This window comes from Tannerella forsythia (genome assembly GCF_003860135.1).
Taxonomy (GTDB): Bacteria; Bacteroidota; Bacteroidia; order Bacteroidales; family Tannerellaceae; genus Tannerella; species Tannerella forsythia_A.
This window is the reverse complement of the sequence record NZ_RQYN01000030.1, coordinates 1-21,376: the sequence shown is the minus strand read 5'-3', so window position 1 is coordinate 21,376 and position 21,376 is coordinate 1. Positions and strand designations below refer to the sequence as shown.

Below are 21,376 nucleotides of genomic sequence, written 5' to 3'. Positions count from 1 at the left end.
AAATCTGAAATGAATTTGAAATTTACCGGAAAGAACGATTTTTTTTCGGAAAAGTCAGGATAAATGTATGGAGACCGTCGCGAAAGTCGTAGCGTATGGCGATTTGATACATCTTACAGATCGCATCGACGATGGAGAGTCCGAGGCCGCTCGAGCCTTTCTTTTTATGCCCTTGATAGAAACGTTCGAAAATTTGCGTGCCATCGAGCGGATGGTCGTCGCTTGTATTGCGGATGGATAATTGGCTTTCGGTGATATCGATCATGATCTTGCCGTTCTCCGTATTATGTACGAACGCATTTTTCAGCAGGTTGGAGACGAGTGCCGAGGCAAGCACTTCGTGCATGAAGACGTGCAGAGACGCATGTTCGGACAAGATGACGGAGATGTTACGGTGGGCATAAATCTCCTCAAAATCCTCCAGCAGTGCTTTGATCTGCTGCCGGATACTGAGAAGGGTGCTTTCGGGAAATTGCCGGTTGTCGATCTTCGAAAGGAAGAGCAGCGACTTGTTCAGGCGCGAAGCCTGACGGATCGTCTGCTGGGTCTTGATGATTTCGCTCAATTGTTCTTCGGTCAGAGGAGAACTGTCGGCGAGAATTTCGAGACGGTTCTGGCAGATGGCAAGGGGCGTCTGAAGCTCGTGCGAGGCATTGCCGATAAATTGTTTCTGCAATTCGAAAGCGGCTTCGGTGCGTTTGGTGTGTCGTGTCACCGCTTCGTTGAGCCGGCGGAACTCCTGCACGTTGGTATCGTTCTTCAACGGTTTGTTTTTCATTCCGATCGTGTAAGAATCGAACCAGTGAAGGAGCGTGTACAACGGTCTCATGCTACGATAATAGATCCATACGTTGACTGCCAGAATCGTTACCAGTAATATAATGTACAGGAGAATGATCCAGAAGAGGACGGCTTCTTTCAGATCGTTCTTGTCGATTGTCGGGACTGACACGGTTAGCAACAAGTAATGGCCGTTACGGTCTCTAAAGATGGTTTTGAGGGTTCGTGCAGGTTCCGTTTCATTTTTCTCGGGAATGAAAATCATTTCGTCGAGATATTCGATATTCGGATGACTGTGCGGGTAGGCTTCATCTACTTCCTGAATATAAAAACTGTTGTTCGTACTGTTGTCGTACACCGGTAACTCTTCGCCTGTCAGGACACGCTTGATAATCATTTCCGAAAAGTCCTCAAGCGAATCGTCCGTTTCATCATTTACTTCGTTGATGATATTCACGTAAAAATAAACCGCCCATCCCGTCAGTAAGATCGACAGGACGATGGACAGGCGGATCAGAATACGGTATATCAGTTTCATCGGAGCGTAAGAAGAGAAGGAAGATTAGTCATGAACGAGCAGTTTGTACCCGAATCCGTAAACCGATTTGATTTCGAGCGTAGAGCCGGCATCGTTCAGTTTTTTACGGATATTTTTCATCTGAGCGTAGACAAAGTCGAAATTGTCTACCTGATCGATATGGTCACCCCACACGGCTTCGGCAAGGGTTTCTTTACTGATCAGGTGGTTGGGACGGTTGATGAAGTACGACAGAATATTGTATTCCTTTCGTCCGAACATCAGTTCTTGATTACCTACAAATACCTGAAACGTTTGCGGAATAATCCGCACGTTGCCCAGTCCGATCTCCGTATTGCCCTGATGTTGCTTACGGCGGATCACGCTGCGGATGCGTGCGTGCAGTTCGGCCAGATGGAACGGCTTCGCCAGATAATCGTCGGCGCCGAGTTCAAGTCCTTCGACCTTATCATCAAGTGAATCTTTGGCCGAGATAATGATCACACTCTCCTGTTTCTTCATTGCCTTGAGCTGTTCCAGCACGTTAAATCCGTTGCCATCGGGCAGCATGATGTCGAGCAGGATACAATCGTAGTCGTAGTCTTCGATTTTAAACAAGGCCGTGCGGACGTTATCGGCCACCTCGGCTACATAACGCTCTTTTTCCAGCGACTTGACGATCAGCTCGCGCAACGACGGATCGTCTTCTATAACAAGTATCTTCATCGGTTCGTTTGTTTGGGGTGCAAAAGAAGTCGCAGATTCTGAAACAGAACTGAAAATGCTTTTTGCCAGCGGTAAAAGTAGGGAAAAAAATCAAGACCCGAAAAAAAACATCGTTCGATTGCGGATAATTGTTTTTTTACTATCTTTGCACCGTTTTTCAACGATGGCGAGATAGCTCAGCTGGTTAGAGCGCATGATTCATAATCATGAGGTCCCCGGTTCAATCCCGGGTCTCGCTACCATATCCCATCCGACGTGAGAAACGACATGTCTCATTCCATTCATCCGATTTCATTTCTTTAAAAGCCTCTACGAAGAGAGGGGAAGCGATGCTCTGCAAGAATTCTTAGCTGCCTCTTCGAATAGGAGACAAGAACGTTACATGGATATTTCGATCGAAAGATTTCGTTTCCTGCGAGTTTTTATTACCTTTGCCGACTGACAACAAATCAGATAAGAGAAGGTCGGATCATCTTGCATACGATCTACAGAGAACGATGGCGAAAGAGGCAGAAAAAGAGGCAAAGGGGAATATGGAACATAAAACATTAGTCCACTTGGAGGATGTAACGTTGTGCATGGAAGAAAATATCGTCTTGCGCAACGCATCGTTGACGCTGCAAAACGGCGAATTTGTGTATGTCATCGGTAAGGTCGGTTCGGGGAAGAGCAGCTTGCTCAAGGCTCTGTATTGCGAAATCCCCGTCTCGGAGGGCGAAGCGACCATCATGGGATACGACTTGTGCAACATGCGACGTCGCGATATCCCTTATCTGCGTCGCAAGCTGGGCATCGTCTTTCAGGATTTTCAGTTGCTGACCGATCGCTCGGTTTTCAAGAACTTGGAGTTCGTACTCAAAGTGACGGGCTGGCGCAGAAAAGAAGAAATCGCCAGACGCATTCAGGAGGTATTGGAGCAGGTCGGTATTCCGAACAAAGGTTACAAGATGCCCCACGAGTTATCGGGCGGAGAGCAGCAGCGCGTGGCGATTGCCCGGGCACTGTTGAACACGCCGGAGATTATTCTGGCCGACGAGCCGACGGGCAACCTCGATCCCGAAACGAGCGGACAGATCGTACAACTCCTGCACGACATTTGCAAACGAGGCACAGCCGTGATGATGACGACCCATAATTACAACATCGTGGAGCGTTTTCCGGCACGTGTCGTCAAATGCGAACAAGCAAGGCTGCACGACGTAACGAATCCGCACGAGCTTCATCATTCGTAAATGAATTACATCAACAAATAACAGCATAAAAATACGACGCAAATGAACGTTTTAAAATTCGGCGGCACATCCGTCGGTTCGGCGCAGCGGATTAAGGACGTTGCCCGACTAATCTGCGACGGGACTCCCAAAATCGTCGTTTTGTCGGCCATGGCGGGTACGACGAACTCATTGGTCGAAATCGCGGACTACCTCTACAAAAAGAATCCCGACGGTGCCAACGAAGTCATCAATATGCTCTCGCTCAAATATGCGGGAGTCATCGACGAACTGTATCGCACCGAGTCGTACAAGCAGAAGGCGCTGGAACTGGTCGCCTCGCATTTCGACGAGATCCGCTCGTTGATCAAAGACTTGTTTACCATGTTCGAGGAGAAAGTGATTCTGGCGCAGGGCGAGCTGATGTCGACCGGTATGATGAGCCTTTACCTCGAAGAACAGGGCGTGAAGTCCGCCTCGCTTCCGGCGCTCGATTACATGCGCACGGATAAGAACGCAGACCCCGATCCGATTTATATCCGCGAGAAGCTGAACGGCTTGCTGGAGCAATATCCCGACGTAAATCTGTTCATCACGCAAGGGTACATCTGCCGCAACGCGTACGGCGAGATCGACAACCTGCAACGGGGCGGCAGCGATTACACCGCGTCGCTCGTGGGGGCGGCGATCCATGCCGAAGAAATTCAGATATGGACCGATATCGACGGGATGCACAACAACGACCCGCGCATGGTGGAACATACGGCGCCGGTGCATCAGTTACACTTCGACGAGGCCGCCGAGCTGGCGTATTTCGGTGCCAAAATTCTGCATCCTACGTGTATCTTGCCGGCCAAGCAGAATAACATTCCTGTGCGACTGCTCAACACGATGCAGCCCGAAGCGCCGGGTACGACGATCTCGAACGTGACGGAGAAGGGCAAAATCAAGGCCGTTGCCGCCAAGGATCATATCACGGCGATCAAGATCAAAAGCGGGCGAATGTTGCTGGCCACCGGTTTCATGCGGAAAGTGTTCGAAACGTTCGAGAACCATCGCACGCCCATCGACGTGGTAACGACCTCGGAAGTCGGGGTGTCCGTGACGATCGACAACACGAAACATCTGGAAGAGATCGTGGACGATCTGAAAAAGTATGGCACCGTGACGGTCGATCGAGACCTTGTCATCGTTTGCGTGGTCGGTGACTTGGAGTGGGACAATGTCGGGTTCGAGGCACGGATCATCCATGCGCTCAAAGATATTCCGATCCGGATGATTTCGTACGGAGGAAGCAACTATAACGTGTCGCTCATCATCAAAGCGTCGGACAAGCAACGGGCGTTGCAGGCGCTGAGCGACCATCTGTTTAACGAAAACGCGTCGGAGGTTTAACTTTCGGACAAGCGACGTAACATGATCAAAGGAGTTTTTCCGGTAGCGCGGTTCCGGCAGTGGAACACGCCGTTTTATTATTACGACATGGCTTTGCTTCAGAAGACGCTCGACGCGCTGACGGCAGAGACCGAAAAATACGGCTATCATCAACATTACGCCGTCAAGGCTAACGCTAACCCACGCATCCTGTCGGCGATCGCGGCGCGTGGGTTCGGCGCCGACTGCGTGAGCGGCGGAGAGATCGAGGCCGCGCTGGCCTGCGGTTTTCCGGCATCGAAAATTGTTTTCGCCGGTGTGGGAAAGGCCGACTGGGAGATTCGGCTGGGGTTGGAACACGACATCGCATGCTTCAACGTCGAGTCGTTGGCCGAACTGCGGATCATCGACGAGCTGGCGGCCGAACGCAAGCAGACGGCAAGGGTCGCGCTGCGTGTCAACCCCGATGTCGATGCCCGTACACATGCCAAAATCACGACCGGTTTGCAGGAGAACAAGTTCGGCATCAACCTGAGTTTGCTGCCCGGCGTCTTCGCCGAGATGCGCGCGATGAAGCATGTTCGTTTCACCGGGTTGCATTTTCATATCGGTTCGCAGATCACCGACATGTCGGCGTTTCGCGACGTGTGCATCCGCAGCAACGAGTTGCAGGACGAGCTGGAGGCGCAGGGTATCGTGGTCGACAATGTGAACTTCGGAGGTGGTCTCGGTATCGACTATCATCATCCGAACCATCTCGATGTACCCGATTTTGAGAGTTATTTCGCGGTGTTTCACAAACTCGTTCGCCGTCGTCCCGGACAACAGATTCATTTCGAGCTGGGGCGGTCGGTCGTTGGACAGTGCGGCTCGCTGATTTCGCGGGTGTTGTATGTGAAGGAGGGGGAGGCGAAGAAGTTCGCCGTGCTCGATGCCGGCTTCACCGAGTTGTTGCGCCCGGCTTTTTACGACGCCTACCACCGTATCGAAAATATCACGAGCGACGGGCAGACGGAGCGTTACGACGTCGTCGGGCCGGTTTGCGAATCGTCCGACGTATTCGGCAAAGACGTTGAACTGAACGAAGTGCGTCGTAACGACCTGATCGCGTTCCGTTCGGCGGGAGCGTATGGCGAAGTGATGGCCATGCAGTACAATTGTCGGTCGTTGCCGAAAGCCTTCTTTTCCGACCGTTTGGGTTGAAAATACATATCCGGCGAAGTGTTCGGAAAGTTCCGAAACCTTGTCCGAGTACTTTTTTGTGCTTTCGGAAAGTTCCGAAACCTTGCCGGCGAACTTTTTCGTGCTTTCGGAAAGTTCCGAAACCTTCCCGACGAACTTTTTCTACTTTCGGAAAGTTCCGAAACCTCGTCCGAGTACTTTTTTATACTTTCGGAAAGTTCCGAAACCTTCCCGATGAACTTTTTTATACTTTCGGAAAGTTCCGAAACCTTGCCGACGAACTTTTTCGTGCTTTCGGAAAATTCCGAAACCTTGCCGGCGAACTTTTTCTGCTTTCGGAAAGCTCCGAAACCTTCCCGATGAGCTTTTTTGTGCTTTCGGAAAGTTCCGAAACCTTCCCGACGAACTTTTTCTACTTTCGGAAAGTTCCGAAACCTTCCCCACGAACTTTTTCGTGCTTTCAGAAAGTTCTGAAACCTTCCCCGCGAACTTTTTGTGCTTTCAGAAGGTTCTGAAACCTTCCCCGTGAACTTTTTTGTACTTTCAGAAGGTTCTGAAACCTTCCCCGCGAACTTTTTGTGCTTTCAGAAGGTTCTGAAACCTTCCCGACGAACTTTTTTGTGCTTTCAGAAAGTTCTGAAACCTTGCCCGCGAACTTTTTCTGCTTTCAGAAAGTTCTGAAACCTTCCCCGCGAACTTTTTGCGCTTTCAGAAGGTTCTGAACGTTTTTCCGTGTACTTTTTCGTCGGTTCCTGCCGTCAGGAGCGGTGGCCGATGCTCTTGCGCGGCGCGGTATTATTCCACGTAACGGACTTCGGGCGTCAGGAGGATGCCGAAACGCTCGTCGACCGCTTGCCGGATGCTTTCGGCGAAGAGGGCGATCTCATGCCCCGTGGCATCGCCGTAATTGACGATGACGAGCGCCTGTTTTTCGTAGACGCCGACGTCGCCGTGTCGTTTGCCTTTGAGGCCGCAACGTTCGATGAGCCAGCCGGCCGGCACTTTGACCTTGCCCTCGTCCGACGGATACGACGGTATGTCGGGGTATTGCGCTTTCAGCGCGTCGAACCGCGCCTGCGGAATCACCGGATTCATGAAGAAGCTGCCGGCGTTGCCCGGTTCGCCCGGTTCGGGCAGTTTGCCGCGACGGATGGAGATCACGGCGTCGCGTACGGTTTGTACGGAGAGGGGCGCTCCGGCGGCATCGAGCGTTTCACGCAGTGCGCCGTAGTCGATATGCAGCGTCGGATGTTTTTGCAGACGCAGATTCACGTACGTCACGATATACGGATCGTCGGCCGACTCCTTGAAGAGGCTGTTTCGGTAGCCGTAGGCGCAGGCGGCGCGGGGGAGGACGTGTCGTTCGCGCGTCGACTGTTTGTAAGCTTCTACGGTTTCGATCGCATCGGCTATTTCCGTACCGTAAGCGCCGATATTCTGCACGGCGGCGGCTCCCGTTTCGCCGGGGATGTGCGAGAGGTTCTCGATGCCTCCCCATCCGCGCGACACGGCGAAGGCTACGACATCGTCCCACACTTCGGCGGCTCCGACGCGGAGGCGTACCGTGTCGTCCGTTTCTTCCGTCACGTGGATGCCCTTGATGGCGGAGTGGAGAATGACGCCTTTGAAATCGGCGAGAAACAACAGGTTACTTCCCGCGCCGATATGCAACGAGCGCTGCTCGCAGAAATATTCGTCGCGCAGAATCCGCAGCAGTTCGGCTTCGTCGGCATACTCCATGAACCAGAACGTCTGTACGGGGAGGCGGAACGTATTGTACGTCCGCAGGGAAAAGTTTTGTTCGATACGCATAAGCAATCAGCGGGATTATTTTCGGTTTGATGCAAAGAAAGGATGCCCCTCCGCATACGGAAGAAGCATCCTTTGTTTATTGTCCTTTCAAGAGAGGGAGAGCGATCAATAGGTGCGTTCCAGCAGCCACGCGTCCTGAAAGTTGGGGAAGAACTTTGCCCGTATGGCGTCGCGGCTCTTCTCCGCTTCCTTGCGTGTTTCGTGACTGGTCAGAATGACCCGCAACATGCCTTGTTCGTTCTCGCCCAAAACCGGCATATACCCTTCGTTTTGCATCCGCTCTTTCAACGAGTAAGCGTTCGTCTTATTCTTGAAGCTGCCGATTACGACGCTGTAGAGCTTGATTCCTTCGGGATTCTCGCCGGCTATCGGCGTAATCTTCTCCTGACGGGTAGCCGTCGCGGTTTTTGCTTTCGTCACCGGCGTGATCTGCTCTTCGACCGGCTCCGACTTCGTCATCTCACGCTCTTTCGCCTGCTCGTAAGCCGCTTTGTATGCGCTTTGTTTCGATTTGCAGGAAACGAAACACATCATCACCACGCAAAGAGCCATGCTTAACAATCCTAACTTTTTCATATCGGTTTATGGTAAAATTGATGTCGCAAAGATATAAATAAATTCGAACTCCGGCTTTACGCGTCGTTTTTTTTATTTCAGTTCGCGGATGCGGATGTTCCGGAATTTCACGGGCGAGCCGTGTCCCAAGAAACCGATATGACCGGATTGGTTGAACAGTCCCGGATGAGCTTTGCCGTCCATCGTGCCGTTCTTCGTGGCCTCTTTCAGGTCGCCGTCCACAATCACTTCGCCGTTGAGGGTGACCTTGATGCGGTTGCCGTCTGCCACGATCTCTTCCGTGTTCCATTCGCCCGTGGGCTTGAGGAATCCGCGACGCGCGGGGATGATACCGTATACCGAGCCGTGATACTGATAATCGTGCAGGTCGCGATAGACCGGATGCTCACTGTCGAGTACCTGAATCTCCATGCCGGCATAAGCGGCGTCGCCTTCCATCGGCGTGCGGATGCCGACGCCGTTGTTGGCCGCCGGCGTCAGCTGAAATTCGAAACGATAGACGAAGTTCGCATATTCTTTTTTCGTGTACAGATTCCCGCCGAATTTCGTATCGGCAGCGACGGAGATGCAGCCGTCTTCGATCGTATAGTCGACCAGATTGCCTGTCCATTCGTGCATGTTCGTTCCGTCGAAAAGGATTTTAAAACCCTCCTTTTCTTCTTCGGCCGAAAGGCGGAAAGGCTCGGGACGATGCAGCTCCTTCACGTAGATGTTTCGATAATATACTTTGCTGCCGTGCGCCTGCAACTCGATTTGCTCAAGCGCCGGAACAGGTTGCGAACGATCCCAGTAGTTTTCCAGCACGACGTTATCGACCACGAGGACGCCGTTCAGTTTCACGGTCACACGGTCGCCGACCATTTTGATGTACATCGTGTTCCATTCGCCCAGCTTGTTGTCTGCCACCGTCAGCGGTTTGCTCGGATGCGTCTGGTTGTTATACAGTCCGCCCGATCCGACTTGCGCACCCACATCGACACGCGACGTGTCCCACATTTGTACTTGCGGCGTGCCGCGCAGGTAGATGCCGGCATCCGGTTCCTTGCCGTTGGGGTCGAGCATCCAGTCTACATACATCTCGAAGTCGCCGTATTGTTTTTCCGTACAAATATTGTCGTAGCCCGTTCCGTCGAAAACGAGCAGGCCGTTTTCGACTTTCCAGTCGCGACGCATGATCTCGTCGGCCTTGGCTTGTTTTTTCGCCAGTTCGGCCGGTTTCATCTTCGAACGGCTGATCGGATTTCCTACCAGACCTTTCCAGCCGGTCAGGTCTTTACCGTTGAAGAGGGAAACGAAGCTCTGTGTCTTCGGCATCTCGTCAAGGTGCTTGCGGATGGATTGACGCTGATAGTCGGCGTCGGGATTACTCAGTGACGCGGCGGCCTGCTTGAGGAGATTCTCCACCACTTCGCCCGTATATTCGGGATGGTCGAGGGCGATATTCATGACGGCTATGGCCGAGGTTTCTTTCAAGGCCGGCTCGTTCATGTGTTCGCCGGCGCAAAGCAGCGCGAAGTACGTGCCTGTTCTGCCCATCAGCGAGATAATCCAGCGTTTTTCGGCGTCGGTCTTTGCCAGCTCCAGCGCCTTGCGCAGGTAGATCATCCGGTTTTCGCCCGTCATGGCAGGGTTCGAAGCCAGCTTCACATAACCGGCCAACGCCTTGGTGAAATAGTTCGAGGCCGAAGCGTCACGGCAGATGTCGAGCAGCGGTGCGGCGGCTTCGATATCGCCCCAGTGCAACAGCGCGTCGAACGCCGCTTCCTTGGCTGCGCCCGTGTTCTGGCCGAAACCTTTTACAATCATGTCCAGCGCCCGTTTGTCGCCGGTAGCGGCCAGCGGGGTATAGTAGAGGTGACTCTTGCCCGTTCCGGCATTGAGCATCCGGCGCGACAGCGTTTCAAACCGTTGCGAGGCCGTCTGCGACGATAACGCCGAGATAAGCGCCTGCTGTACGGCCTCTACGCCCGAAGGTTCAACCGTTTCGAGCATGCCGCACAGGTTCGTGATATCTTTCTCGCCTACGACATTTTTCAGTGCCGCGAACGCGGCCGTCTTTACTTCGGGTGAGGGCGATTGGGTCAGCTCCAATACATTGTTCAGGAATGCGGTCGATTTACGTGTGGACAGCAGTTCGATGGCAGCGATTTTGCCTTTGTCCGAAGCCGACGGTATCGTTTTGGCTACGGCCGGCGCAATATCGCCGTGAGGCGGCATGGCCTGGAACGAGAGCAACGCCTGTTGCCCGAGCTTGATCAGATTCGTGTCGTTGCTTGCCAGCAGCGAAGCCAGCGGAGCGATCGACTGCGTGTTACCCAGCTCGACCAAAACCATCGCGGCCGCTTCTTTTACCGAGAATACCGGGCTGTTCAACATGTTTTGAAGCGTCTGAATACCGGTTGTTTCGATGCCTGTTTCCACCGCGTTAAGCATATCCCGTTTGGTCTTCGAGGCTTGTGCTTCTCCACGCATCCAGTTCAGAACGTCGGTCTGTAACTCCGGCTTGATTTTGGGCAGCGCCTTGATGAGCTGTGTGTATAAGGCTTTGTCGGCAAAGCGCGACGAGGCGCGCAACGCCTCAAAACGGTACTCCCTCGAAGGGTCTTTCAACGCGTCGGTTACCATCTTGGCGCCGGTTTTATAGTCGGCCGCCTCCATCATGGCTCGCATCGCGGCGATACGGGTACCGGCCTGTCCGGCTTTCGTCGACTTTTTGAGGAGATCGGCGGCCGCTTTCATGCCTTCTTTTCCATCGCCCTGTGCAATGACGCGGTTTATAAGGCGGATATACGCTTCGTTCGCACCGGTCTTCTCCATCGTATAGCCGGCTTTTTGGGCTGCCGCCGCCAGTTCAGGCAGCGAGGCTTTTGTCCCGACTTTGCTCAGGGTTTCGAAAAGCACTTTCTTGGTGTCCGGCTGATTCGTGTTCAACAAAGCCATCAACAGCGGTTCCGTACCGGCTGCCGGGACATGGCCCAATGCCTGAATGATGTTTCGTTCGGCCTGCTCGGAACGCGCGCTGCGGTTCTTCAAAGCGGCCTGCAAAGCTTGCGCGGCCGACTCGCTGCCGATGGCGGCAAGCGCCTGTGCGGCCGGCGCGCTCAACGCGTCTTCGGTCAGGTATCCCGACAACTTATCGATACACGCGTCCGAACCGATTTGTTCCAGCAAACGGATCACAAACGCTTTTGTTTCGCGATCGTTCGTCTGATCAAGTGCTCTCAGACACGCCTTTTCCATCGTCGTACGGGCGTTTGCCTGATCGGCGCCCATCACATAATTCGCCCATCCGCTCAAGGCATATTCCACGGCGATGTTATTGCCTTTGCCCGAAGGATCGAACATTTTCAGCAAACTCAATACGCCTTCTTCGCCCGTCGTGGTAAGTTCTTGCATCATCCGGTTGTAGCCGGCTTGTTTCTGTGCGGGCATCTGCGCCAGCACATCGGCGATGATCGTCTGCGTCGCCCGGTTGGCCGGGGTCTGCGCCGTTAGGCTTCCGGCATACAACGCCAACGCACTACATCCTATAATAAAGTATTTTTTCATTGATTTCATAGTTGATGATTATTTAAATTCATGAAAGGAACGTACCGGCTCACATCCGGAAGGATGAATGCCAGCATGCGCCCGACTTTCTTTTTTAGATGTTCCACGGTGCCCGCATGGGTTGATCGAGTAAGCGGTTGGCTTCTTCGTCGTTGATAAACTTAAGCTTCACCGGGTCGAAGTGCAAGGTCCGGTTCAACCGGAGCGCTACGGCGCCCAGATTCACAATCGTCGACGAGCGGAAACCGTTGCGTTCATTCAATGCGAAAGGCTGACGCGTCTTCACGCACTCGATGAAATCGGTCTGTTGCGGAGCCGGCTCGGGATAGTCGGCCAGTTTCTTCTCCCAATTCGGGATGTCGCACACGAAGTTTTTATATACGTTGCCGTTCGGTCCGGCGATGTAAGGCGTATCCGGATTGCCGTAGTTGCCTCCCCAGAGTACGATCTGACAGCCGTCTTCGTACGTATAGGTGATCGAGCGCCATGTGCCGACGGCATCGTGGTGTTGCTGCGGTGCATCCACTTCAACTTTGACGGGGCTGGTGTCGTCTTTCATCAGGAAATATTGCACGGGGTCGATGTAGTGCTGTCCCATATCGCCGAGTCCTCCGCCATCGTAATCCCAGTATCCGCGGAACGTCTGATGGACGCGGTGCGCATTGTACGGCTTATAGGGAGCCGGGCCGAGCCAGAAGTCGTAGTCGAGCTCCGCTGGTACGGGCTGCGGTTCGAGCGCCTCTTTACCTACCCAGTAAAATTTCCAGTCGAAACCGGTATACTTGCTGATTGTTACTTTCAACGGCCATCCGAGCATGCCGCTTGCGATCAGTTTCTTTAACGGCTGGACGGGCGTACCGAGACCGTAGAACGGATCGGCGAAACGGAACCAAGTGTTCAAGCGGAAAATCCGGCCGTATTGCTCGACGGCTTCCATCACTCGCTTGCCTTCGCCGATGGTTCGTGTCATCGGCTTCTCGCACCAGATGTCTTTGCCGGCCTTCGCCGCTTCGACGGCCATGATACCGTGCCAGTGGGGAGGCGTGGCGATATGGACGATGTCCACGTTCGGGTCGGTGATCAGTTCGCGGAAATCATGATACGCCGCGATCTTGTCCGTCACCAGCGCTTTTCCCAGCTCCAAATGATTTTTGTCTACATCGCAGACTGCCACAAGGCGTGTGCCTGCGTAATTCAGGTGTGTGCGTCCCATGCTTCCGGTACCGATAATCCCTTTGGTCAACTGGTCGCTCGGTGCAATAAAACCTTTCCCCAGCACATTGCGAGGCACAATGGTAAAAAGTGCCGCACCGCCGAGGGTCTTCAGAAAATTCCGTCTGTTTGTTCCCATAGATTATATAATTAGAATTGTTTAGTTCATCCATTTTTTCGGCTGACAAACTTACAAAAAAAATGGGAGGATGAAGGCGTGGCATTTTTCTCTTTGCAAAAAATAACGTAACTGCCAATTGGTTTCTATTCGTCATTTCACTAAGTTCTATCTTGTCCTTGCTTTCTGAAAAGACCATCCTAACATCAAGAGATATTTCTTTGATGATGTTTTGTGGACGAATGTACCGGAAACGATTATCGTCTTGTTTTCGGCACGACCGAATCGTCCTTATAACACGCAAAACAGTTAAAAAACACAAATAAGGAAGGGGGAATTGGAGGTTTTCTTCCATTCTTTTGTACTCTTATCAACCGTGAAACTCGATCTGCTTCGTAAAAGACGGTTTTCTTTCTCTTTTAAATGAATAGATAAATGAAGAAAAAAACTTTCGGAAGCATCATATCTCGGATAGAAAATGAAAAACAATTGTTAAACTATTTTTTTATGGAGCAAAATCATTTTTTGAAAAGATGTTCATTAACAAGAGCGGTGCTCTTTTTGCTGTTTTTGTTTATGACAAGTACTGCTTTTGCGCAAATTACCGTGAATTTGCAAAACAAGCCTCTGCGAGAGGTCTTAAAAGCGATTGAGAAAGTAAGCGATTACAAGTTCTTTTACAACGAATCGCTGCCCGATTTAGAGAAGATCACTTCTCTGCGGCTTACCGACTCCGGTATTGACGAAGCATTGCAGCAACTGCTTTCCGGCACGACGATCGAATACCGGAAAGGTGAAAACAACATTATCGCGTTAGTCGAAAAGAATGCGTCGGACGGGCAACAAAAGTCTCCGACACAGGGTCGAAAGGGACCGGTTAAAGGACGTGTTGTGGATGCCTTGGGCGAACCTGTGATCGGTGTTACGATTGTAGAGAAAGCCAATCCCTCGAACGGAACGATTACCGATATAGACGGTCATTTTACGATCGACGTACAATCGGATGCCGTATTGCGGATTTCGTACATCGGTTATCGCGATCAGGAAATTCCAACCAAGGGAAAGATGTCGTTCGATATCGTGATGCACGAAGACACGAAGCAACTGGACGAAGTGGTTGTGGTCGGTTACGGTGTGCAGAAGAAAGTAAATATCATCGGTTCTATCGCACAGGTAGACGGGGAGAAAATCAGTCAGCGCACGAATGCCAATATCACGAATGCGCTTACCGGCATGATGTCGGGTGTTACGATTATTCAAGGTTCGGGCGCTCCGGGTAATCCGTCGAACAGTGTGCAGATACGGGGGGTCGGCTCGTTCGGTGCCAGCCCCACGGCCCTGGTACTGGTCGATGGAATCCCCGGTTCGCTTGCCGATATTAATCCGGCCGAAATAGAAAGCATTTCCGTGTTGAAAGATGCTTCTACGGCGGCGATTTACGGGGCACGTGCTGCGAATGGTGTGATTCTGATCACGACCAAAAGCGGAAAAGAAGGCAAGGTACAAGTTTCGTACAATGGCTATGTCGGGTTCAACCGGCCGACAGCGTTCCCTGATCTGGTTCCTACGTGGGAATATGCTCAACTGCTTAACGAAGCTTCGAATTCGACCGTGTACACCGACGAGCAGATCGCGAAATTCAAAGATGGTTCCGACCCGGATCACTATGCGAATGAGAATTATTTGAAACGTGTATTCGATCGTGACGGATTTCAGACGAGCCATGACCTCAACGTCAACGGCGGAGGAAAAACGACCCGCTATCTGCTGACCTTCGGCTATCTGAAACAAAACGGTCTGATCGCCAAGAACGACTATACACGTTACAATGCGCGCGTGAACCTGACGACTGAGCTGTTGCCCAATCTTAAACTTACGACGCGCATCAACGGCGTGATGTCGGAGCGGAACGAACCGGCGATTCCGGCCGGCGACGATGCCGACGATATGGAAGGTATCATCATCAAGGCACTCCGTTTTCCGGGAGTGACACCGGTAAAACTCAGCGACGGAACGTATGGAAAAGGACAGGAAGTGCACGGAACGCCTCCGGCATGGATCGAAAGCCCTTCGTTCTACTCGTTGCCGCAGTATAAGACCACGGCCAATGTGTCGTTGACATATCAGCCGATCGAATCGCTCGAACTGACGGCGATGGGAGGAATTACTTACGGAAACTACGAAGAGAAACGTTTCCGTTCTACGTTGAAGATTGAAGGCGGACGCGTCTTAGGCCCTTCTTTCTTAGAAAACCGGATGCAGCGCAATCTGTATAAGACATTTCAGGCTACGGCAAATTACAGCCGGAAAATAGGGCAGCACAATTTCTCGCTTCTTGCGGGATATTCGTTCGAAGATTATTCCGATCGTTGGCTGAAAGGGTTCCGGGATAATTTTGCATCGAACGATCTGCCGTATCTCGATGTGGGCGCGCCAGACAATCAGAAGGCCGATGGCTCCGGGCAGGAATGGGCTTTGCAGTCGCTCTTCGGACGGTTGAACTATAACTATGCGGAACGCTATTTGCTGGAGACGACGATGCGTTACGACGGCTCGTCGCGTTTTCCGAAATCGAAGAAATACGGGTTCTTCCCTTCGGTGGCTTTAGGATGGCGACTGAGTGAAGAGGCTTTCATCCGTGAGAACGAAAAAATGAACTGGCTGACGAACCTCAAATTGAAAGCTTCATGGGGCGTACTCGGGAATCAGAATATCGGTATTTATCCTTATCAAACGCTGTATGATCTGGGACGTAACTATCCGTTCGGCAATACGTTTTCGTCGGGCGCTTCGATCACAACGCTTACCGATCCGAATCTGCGCTGGGAGAGCACGCGCACGTGGGATGTAGGCTTTGAAAGTTCGTTGTGGAACGGGTTACTGTCTTTCAACATGGCATACTTCAACCGATATACTTACGATATTCTGTACGCACCATCGGGAAGTGTTTCGTCTGTGCTGGGGTTGAACATCTCGCCCATCAATACCGGATCCCTCACGAACCGGGGGCTGGAGTTCGAGGTCGGTCATCACCTGCGTAGCGGTGACTTCACGCTCGATGTGCAGGGTAATTTCAACATCGTCCGGAACGAAATCGAGACGCTCGGAGTGGGCGATGTGAAGCAGTTGAACGGGCTCGTTGGAAGCGGCGGACTGTATATCGGTCATCCGATGCAGATTTATTACGGTTATCAAACGGACGGGGTATTCCTTGATGCCGAGGATGTGAAGACGTGGGCCGATCAGACGAAAGTTACCCCTAAGGCTCAGGCCGGCGACATTCGCTACCGCGATATCAGCGGTCCGGATGGAGTGCCCGACGGGAAAGTCGACCCGAATTACGACCGCGTAGTGCTAGGGACACGTATTCCTAAATATACGTTTGGCTTGGGTATCCAAGCGTCGTATAAAGATTTCGATGCGGCTGTTCAGATGCAGGGCGTAGCCGGAGTGAAAGGGATGTTGAGCGGCGTGGCGGGATTCGCCATGTGGCAGGAAGGGAACGTGCAACGCTGGCAGGCTGACGGACGTTTCCGCGCCGAGAGTCCCGAGCGTTATCCGTCGTACCCGCGTCTCGAAACAGTTTCGGGGGGAGGAAGTCCCAATACCGAAGTCTCCGACTTCTGGGTGCGCGATGCTTCGTATCTGCGTGTGCGCAACGTGCAATTGGGATATACGTTACCAAAAGAATGGCTTCATGCGCTGCACATTTCGGGTGTGAGAATATATGTATCGGGCGAAAACATGCTTACCTTAAGCGGATATCCCCGCGGATGGGACCCGGAAATCAACACCAACGGCCGGTATTATCCGATTCAGCAAACTTATACCTTCGGTTTAAACATTAAATTCTGATAACAACTATGTCTACGAAAATATTAAAACATATATGCCTTCCCGCTCTGCTGATCGGGATGCTGGCAGCTTGCGATCTGGAACGCAATCCGCTGAACCGGTTTTCGGATGCTACCATCTGGTCGAGCGAAGAAAATGCGAAAGTAGCCTTGACCGGTTTGTATCGCGGTGATATCCTGTTTAACGCTCCGGAATATCAACCTTCCGACTGGTGGAGCTACGGCGGGCTCGTTTTTCTGGAGTTTGCCTCCGATAATTTGTATGACCGGCGCAATAACGCGTCAAATTTCTTCCGCTTGTCCAACGGACAGCTTGTTGCCAATAATCCGTTTGTTGCACGTTATTGGAGGAACACGTATAAACGCATTACCCAATGCAATCGTTTTTTGGAGAATATCCGCAGTCTGCCCGAGACCGACGTGACGAAACGTTATGCGGCTGAAGCCCGCTTCATCCGGGCTTGTCAATACTTCTATCTCTCGCAGTATTATCAGGACGTGCCGTTAGTGACCAAAGTGCTGACACGGGATGAGGCTAACACGGTGGAGAAGACCGGTAGCAAGGAGATCACGAAATTTGTAATCGATGAGTTGAAAGCCGCCGTGATCGATTTGCCGCGTTTCAAAGATCTGTCGGTCGAGCAGATCGGCCGTGCCAGCAAACAAGCGGCACTGGCATTCCTCGGGCGTGTTTATCTCGCGGAAAATAAATGGAGCGAAGCGGCGACGGTTTATAAAGAGATTATCGACTACGGCGACAATGAACTGGTAGCCGACTATTCGTCGCTTTTCATACCGAAGGGAGAGAACAGCCGTGAAAACATCTTCTCGATGCAACATATCGAAAGTCTGGCCGGACAGGCGATGCCTCAACATGCTTTACCCGCCAAGGACGGAGGATGGTGCATCATCAATGTGCCGGCTTCGTTGTTCGAAGCCTACGAGTTTACCGACGGTACGAGCTTTTCTTACGACAGTCCGCTGTACGATCCGAATGACTTGGGCAAGAACCGCGACCCGCGTCTCCGCTATACGATTCTTTATAACGGAGCGATGTTTATGGGGAAACCTTACGTGAGCCATCCCGACTCGGCTTCGAGTCCCGACCGCGTGATGGGCGGACAAACTACCCAAACCGGCTTTATGATGCGCAAGTTTTTTGACGAAACGTACAAAGGTAATTTGCAGGAATACGGGGGAAATGTGCCGGTGATTCGCTATGCGGAAGTACTCCTCGGTTACCTCGAGGCCAAGATGGAAGCCGGCGATGCCATCTCGCAGGCTTTGCTCGATCAGACGATCAACCGAATCAGAGGACGTGCTTCGGTCAATATGCCGAACATCACGCAGACGGATGCGTCTTCGCTTCGTCCGGTGCTGCGTAACGAACGCCGGGTAGAGCTGGCTTGCGAAGGTATCCGTTATTGGGATATTCTGCGTTGGAAGATCGGGGAAGAAGTGTTGACCAAAGATGTTTACGGAGCGCCTTTCCCCGGAGCCAAGCGGACGCGTGTAAAGGCAGGCGGCCAAGTCGATCCGCACGGTCGATGGTTTGTGAATACAAGAGGCTTCCGCTCGCCGCAAGACTACAAATGGCCGATTCCGCAGGCCGAGCAGGACATCAACCCGAATTTGCGCTAAATGGATGCAAGAAAAGGGTAAATTGATTAACTTTGCCGGAGCGTAATGTTCCGGCAAAGTCGTTTTCTTCGGAACATACTTTTTTTGAATCGATAAATGATAAAACATACCTATATGAATAAACATCTTCTTCCGAAAGCCGGTCTGTTGACCGCCTCGGCCCTTACGCTCGCCTTGTCGCAGGCGCAAAAGAACGAACGACCGAACATCGTACTGATTTATGCCGACGATATCGGATTCGGCGACTTCTCGTGCTACGGCGCTACCCGTGTCCAAACACCTCATACCGATGCGCTGGCCAGCAACGGCGTGCGATTCACCAATGCGCACTCGGCTGCCGCCACAAGCACTCCCTCGCGCTACGGTCTCTTCACCGGAGAATATCCGTGGCGGAGAAAAGGTACGGGGATTGCCGCGGGCGATGCCGCGCTGATCATCCGTCCCGACCGACTGACACTGCCCAAGATCCTCCGTCAGGCCGGATACACGACCGGAGCCGTAGGCAAATGGCATCTGGGGATGGGCGCCGAGAACGGCCAACAGAACTGGAACGAGCGCGTAGCTCCCGGACCGGCCGAGGTGGGGTTCGACTACTCGTACATCATGGCGGCTACAGGCGACCGTGTACCGTGTGTTTACATGGAGAACCAGCGTGCCGTCAACCTCGATCCTAACGACCCGATCTCTGTCAGCTATACGGAGAACTTCGAAGGCGAGCCTACCGGAAAAGAAAATCCCGAACTGCTGACAAAGCTGAAACCCAGCCCCAATCACGGGCACGACCAGAGCATCGTGAACGGTATTTCGCGCATCGGTTACATGAAAGGCGGAAAGGCCGCGCTGTGGGAGGATGAGAACATTGCCGACAGCATTACGGTGCATGCCGTGCGCTTCATCGAGAAGAACAAAGACCGTCCGTTCTTCCTCTATTTCGGAACGAACGATATTCATGTGCCGCGTTTTCCGCATCCACGTTTCCGCGGGAAGACCGATATGGGACACCGCGGCGATGCCCTCGTGCAGTTCGACTGGTCGGTAGGCGAGGTCGTCCGGGCATTGAAGGAGGCGGGTGTCTTTGAGCGTACGCTGATCATCGTTTCGAGCGATAACGGCCCGGTCGTGGACGACGGTTACGCCGATGAAGCCGTTGCGCGTCTCAAGAATCACAAACCGTGGGGCCCGTTCCGCGGAGGGAAATACAGTACGTTCGAAGCCGGAACACGTGTGCCGTTTATCGTACACTGGCCCGAACGGGTGAAGGCGGCCACATCGCCCGCGCTGGTTTCGCAAATCGATATGACGGCCACACTGGCTCATCTTATCGGGGCGAAAAACACGGCGGATATTCCTGCCGACAGCCGCAACCAGCTCCCCGCATGGCTGGGTAAAGACCTGAAAGGACGCGACTATGTGATCGGCGCCGGCTCGTCGCTGACCGTGTTGACGCCCGAATGGAAATACATCGAACCGAGTCAGGCTTCGCCCTACAATGCGCTGACGAATACCGAGCTGGGTAATCATCCTGAGGATCAGCTCTACCATATCGCGACGGATCGCGGCGAGTACGACAACATGGCGAAGGAAAAGCCTGAAATCGTGGGAGAAATGAAGGCGATTCTCGAAAAAGAGAAAAGCAAAGGCGTGGGAATGGAACTGTAAGCGAAGAGTATTTCTCGTGTGTTCTTTTAAATGTGATTGAAGAGGAGGAGCTGTCTCAAAACGAGGCGGCTCTTTTTGTTCAGAATTAGCCCTGCTTGTGCCGTCGAAAACGTCGGAAACTGGGTATCCGGTATTCAAAACAGCATGTTTTTGCCTGTTGTTGCACAACAATGACCTTCAAACAGCATGTTTTGCCCCGTTGTTGTGCAACAGCGACCCTTAAACAGCATGTTTTGCCCCGTTGTTGTACAACAATGACCCTTAAACAGCATGTTTTGCCCCGTTGTTGTACAACAACGACCCTTAAACAGCTGTTTTAACCCTGTTGTTGTACAACAACAGCATGAAAGGGAGCTTTATAATCGGAGGCGGACGTCAATGTCGGCGGAACGTATATGTGGTGTCGCCGGCATGTAAGATCAAGCGGCGGCTGTCGATGTGACCGACGGAAAACGTACGCCGGGCCTTAGGCCAGTCGGTGTGCGGGAGAAAATCCTTAACCAGAATCGTATAATTCGTCAGCTCTAATTTCAGCGTATGCTCGTCAGGTTGTACTTTATATCCGTAAGTGTAGAAGTAGTCGTGTGAAAGGGGGCGATAGATCTGATACATGAACAGCGATTCGGACTGGAAGTTATACCATACGGTATCGACCTTGGTGATGTTCCCGCGCGTCTCGACGGTCTGCAATTGCCATTTCCCCTTCAGCCGGTCGCTGACTTCATGCTGGCATGCCGCACATAGCCATGCGATAAATAGCATCCTGATGCCTTGTTTGATTTTTCTCATGCTTTCCTTCTTTACATCGGCAAAGGTACAAGACTCTTTTTGTTTGCCCAAATTGTTCGTACATGCCGTTGTACAGGCAATAAGAAAAAGACTGGAAAGTCATATTGAGATGAAACCATACAGAGCGAACACGTATAAAAAGAGCCATCCCGAAAATGAGACAGCTCTTTTTGTACACTTTATTTTTTGCTTTTACCGTATCACGACTTTCTGTCGGGCTTGGCCATCGAGGGTAACGATGTATAGGCCTTGTGCCAGCGGAATGGAGGTTTGTCCTTCGGCAATCCGAGCCCGGTAAACTACCTGCCCGGTAAGCGAATAGACTTGCACATCCGTTGCTTTTGTCGTCCGGATCTGTAACATACCCTCTTCCGTG

General features: G+C 52.3%; 14 protein-coding genes and 1 tRNA gene. 7 read left to right on the top strand and 8 right to left on the bottom strand.

Translation table 11 applies throughout. The features are described 5' to 3' along the window. Positions 1–22: 22 nt before the first annotated feature. Together EII41_RS08505 and EII41_RS08500 are read right to left on the bottom strand one after the other, a co-directional pair. Positions 23–1,318: a sensor histidine kinase gene (locus EII41_RS08505; protein ID WP_124790238.1), complete on the bottom strand. Its 1,296-nt coding sequence runs from the start codon at positions 1,316–1,318 to the stop codon at positions 23–25. A 24-nt stretch (positions 1,319–1,342) separates the two neighbouring features. After that, the gene (locus EII41_RS08500) at positions 1,343–2,023 is read right to left on the bottom strand and encodes a response regulator transcription factor (protein ID WP_124752021.1); all 681 of its coding nucleotides are present in this window, start codon (positions 2,021–2,023) and stop codon (positions 1,343–1,345) included. A 165-nt stretch (positions 2,024–2,188) separates the two neighbouring features. Between EII41_RS08500 and EII41_RS08495 the strand changes: the two genes are divergently transcribed. From EII41_RS08495 to lysA, 4 genes are all read left to right on the top strand, one after another. After that, a tRNA-Met gene (locus EII41_RS08495) sits at positions 2,189–2,265 on the top strand. A 291-nt stretch (positions 2,266–2,556) separates the two neighbouring features. After that, complete coding sequence (locus EII41_RS08490) at positions 2,557–3,255, top strand: cell division ATP-binding protein FtsE (protein WP_124790250.1); 699 nt, start codon at positions 2,557–2,559, stop codon at positions 3,253–3,255. A gap of 42 nt (positions 3,256–3,297) precedes the next feature. Beyond that, positions 3,298–4,629 (top strand): aspartate kinase, encoded by a 1,332-nt coding sequence (locus tag EII41_RS08485; protein ID WP_124790237.1) that lies wholly within the window; start codon positions 3,298–3,300, stop codon positions 4,627–4,629. 21 nt (positions 4,630–4,650) lie between these two features. Further along, positions 4,651–5,811 carry a diaminopimelate decarboxylase gene (lysA, locus tag EII41_RS08480; RefSeq protein ID WP_124790236.1) on the top strand — a complete coding sequence of 387 codons (1,161 nt, stop codon included), beginning with the start codon at positions 4,651–4,653 and terminating at the stop codon, positions 5,809–5,811. Positions 5,812–6,585: 774 nt separating this feature from the next. On the opposite strand, the gene murB is transcribed toward lysA, so the two are convergent. From murB to EII41_RS08460, 4 genes are all read right to left on the bottom strand, one after another. Next, complete coding sequence (murB, locus tag EII41_RS08475; protein WP_124790235.1) at positions 6,586–7,602, bottom strand: UDP-N-acetylmuramate dehydrogenase; 1,017 nt, start codon at positions 7,600–7,602, stop codon at positions 6,586–6,588. A gap of 105 nt (positions 7,603–7,707) precedes the next feature. Then, the gene (locus EII41_RS08470) at positions 7,708–8,178 is read right to left on the bottom strand and encodes an SPOR domain-containing protein (RefSeq protein ID WP_124752025.1); all 471 of its coding nucleotides are present in this window, start codon (positions 8,176–8,178) and stop codon (positions 7,708–7,710) included. A gap of 72 nt (positions 8,179–8,250) precedes the next feature. Next, entirely contained in the window at positions 8,251–11,727 is a 3,477-nt protein-coding gene (locus EII41_RS08465; protein WP_124790249.1) for a family 16 glycoside hydrolase, read from the bottom strand. A gap of 94 nt (positions 11,728–11,821) precedes the next feature. Continuing rightward, on the bottom strand, positions 11,822–13,078 hold the full coding sequence (locus EII41_RS08460; protein WP_124790234.1) for a Gfo/Idh/MocA family oxidoreductase: 1,257 nt from the start codon (positions 13,076–13,078) through the stop codon (positions 11,822–11,824). A 486-nt stretch (positions 13,079–13,564) separates the two neighbouring features. On the opposite strand from EII41_RS08460, the gene EII41_RS08455 reads away from it, so the two are divergent. From EII41_RS08455 to EII41_RS08445, 3 genes are all read left to right on the top strand, one after another. Continuing rightward, positions 13,565–16,912 (top strand): SusC/RagA family TonB-linked outer membrane protein, encoded by a 3,348-nt coding sequence (locus EII41_RS08455; RefSeq protein WP_411292589.1) that lies wholly within the window; start codon positions 13,565–13,567, stop codon positions 16,910–16,912. An 8-nt stretch (positions 16,913–16,920) separates the two neighbouring features. After that, entirely contained in the window at positions 16,921–18,552 is a 1,632-nt protein-coding gene (locus EII41_RS08450) for a RagB/SusD family nutrient uptake outer membrane protein (protein WP_124790233.1), read from the top strand. A gap of 114 nt (positions 18,553–18,666) precedes the next feature. Further along, a complete protein-coding gene (locus EII41_RS08445; RefSeq protein WP_124790232.1) occupies positions 18,667–20,211 on the top strand; it encodes a sulfatase-like hydrolase/transferase in 1,545 nt (514 codons plus the stop codon). Positions 20,212–20,586: 375 nt separating this feature from the next. Here EII41_RS08445 and EII41_RS08440 read toward each other — a convergent pair whose 3' ends face one another. Together EII41_RS08440 and EII41_RS08435 are read right to left on the bottom strand one after the other, a co-directional pair. Continuing rightward, a complete protein-coding gene (locus tag EII41_RS08440) occupies positions 20,587–21,000 on the bottom strand; it encodes a lipocalin-like domain-containing protein (protein ID WP_124790231.1) in 414 nt (137 codons plus the stop codon). Positions 21,001–21,192: 192 nt separating this feature from the next. Then, the coding region (locus EII41_RS08435; protein ID WP_148091744.1) for a T9SS type A sorting domain-containing protein at positions 21,193–21,376 on the bottom strand (184 nt) is incomplete at its 5' end.

What these genes read in the sequence shown, in the direction of transcription:
- EII41_RS08505 (WP_124790238.1), bottom strand. Translation starts at nt 1,318, where the DNA reads ATGAAACTGATATACCGTATTCTGATCCGCCTGTCCATCGTCCTGTCG.
- EII41_RS08500 (WP_124752021.1), bottom strand. Translation starts at nt 2,023, where the DNA reads ATGAAGATACTTGTTATAGAAGACGATCCGTCGTTGCGCGAGCTGATC.
- EII41_RS08490 (WP_124790250.1), top strand. Translation starts at nt 2,557, where the DNA reads ATGGAACATAAAACATTAGTCCACTTGGAGGATGTAACGTTGTGCATG.
- EII41_RS08485 (WP_124790237.1), top strand. Translation starts at nt 3,298, where the DNA reads ATGAACGTTTTAAAATTCGGCGGCACATCCGTCGGTTCGGCGCAGCGG.
- lysA (WP_124790236.1), top strand. Translation starts at nt 4,651, where the DNA reads ATGATCAAAGGAGTTTTTCCGGTAGCGCGGTTCCGGCAGTGGAACACG.
- murB (WP_124790235.1), bottom strand. Translation starts at nt 7,602, where the DNA reads ATGCGTATCGAACAAAACTTTTCCCTGCGGACGTACAATACGTTCCGC.
- EII41_RS08470 (WP_124752025.1), bottom strand. Translation starts at nt 8,178, where the DNA reads ATGAAAAAGTTAGGATTGTTAAGCATGGCTCTTTGCGTGGTGATGATG.
- EII41_RS08465 (WP_124790249.1), bottom strand. Translation starts at nt 11,727, where the DNA reads ATGAAAAAATACTTTATTATAGGATGTAGTGCGTTGGCGTTGTATGCC.
- EII41_RS08460 (WP_124790234.1), bottom strand. Translation starts at nt 13,078, where the DNA reads ATGGGAACAAACAGACGGAATTTTCTGAAGACCCTCGGCGGTGCGGCA.
- EII41_RS08455 (WP_411292589.1), top strand. Translation starts at nt 13,565, where the DNA reads ATGGAGCAAAATCATTTTTTGAAAAGATGTTCATTAACAAGAGCGGTG.
- EII41_RS08450 (WP_124790233.1), top strand. Translation starts at nt 16,921, where the DNA reads ATGTCTACGAAAATATTAAAACATATATGCCTTCCCGCTCTGCTGATC.
- EII41_RS08445 (WP_124790232.1), top strand. Translation starts at nt 18,667, where the DNA reads ATGAATAAACATCTTCTTCCGAAAGCCGGTCTGTTGACCGCCTCGGCC.
- EII41_RS08440 (WP_124790231.1), bottom strand. Translation starts at nt 21,000, where the DNA reads ATGAGAAAAATCAAACAAGGCATCAGGATGCTATTTATCGCATGGCTA.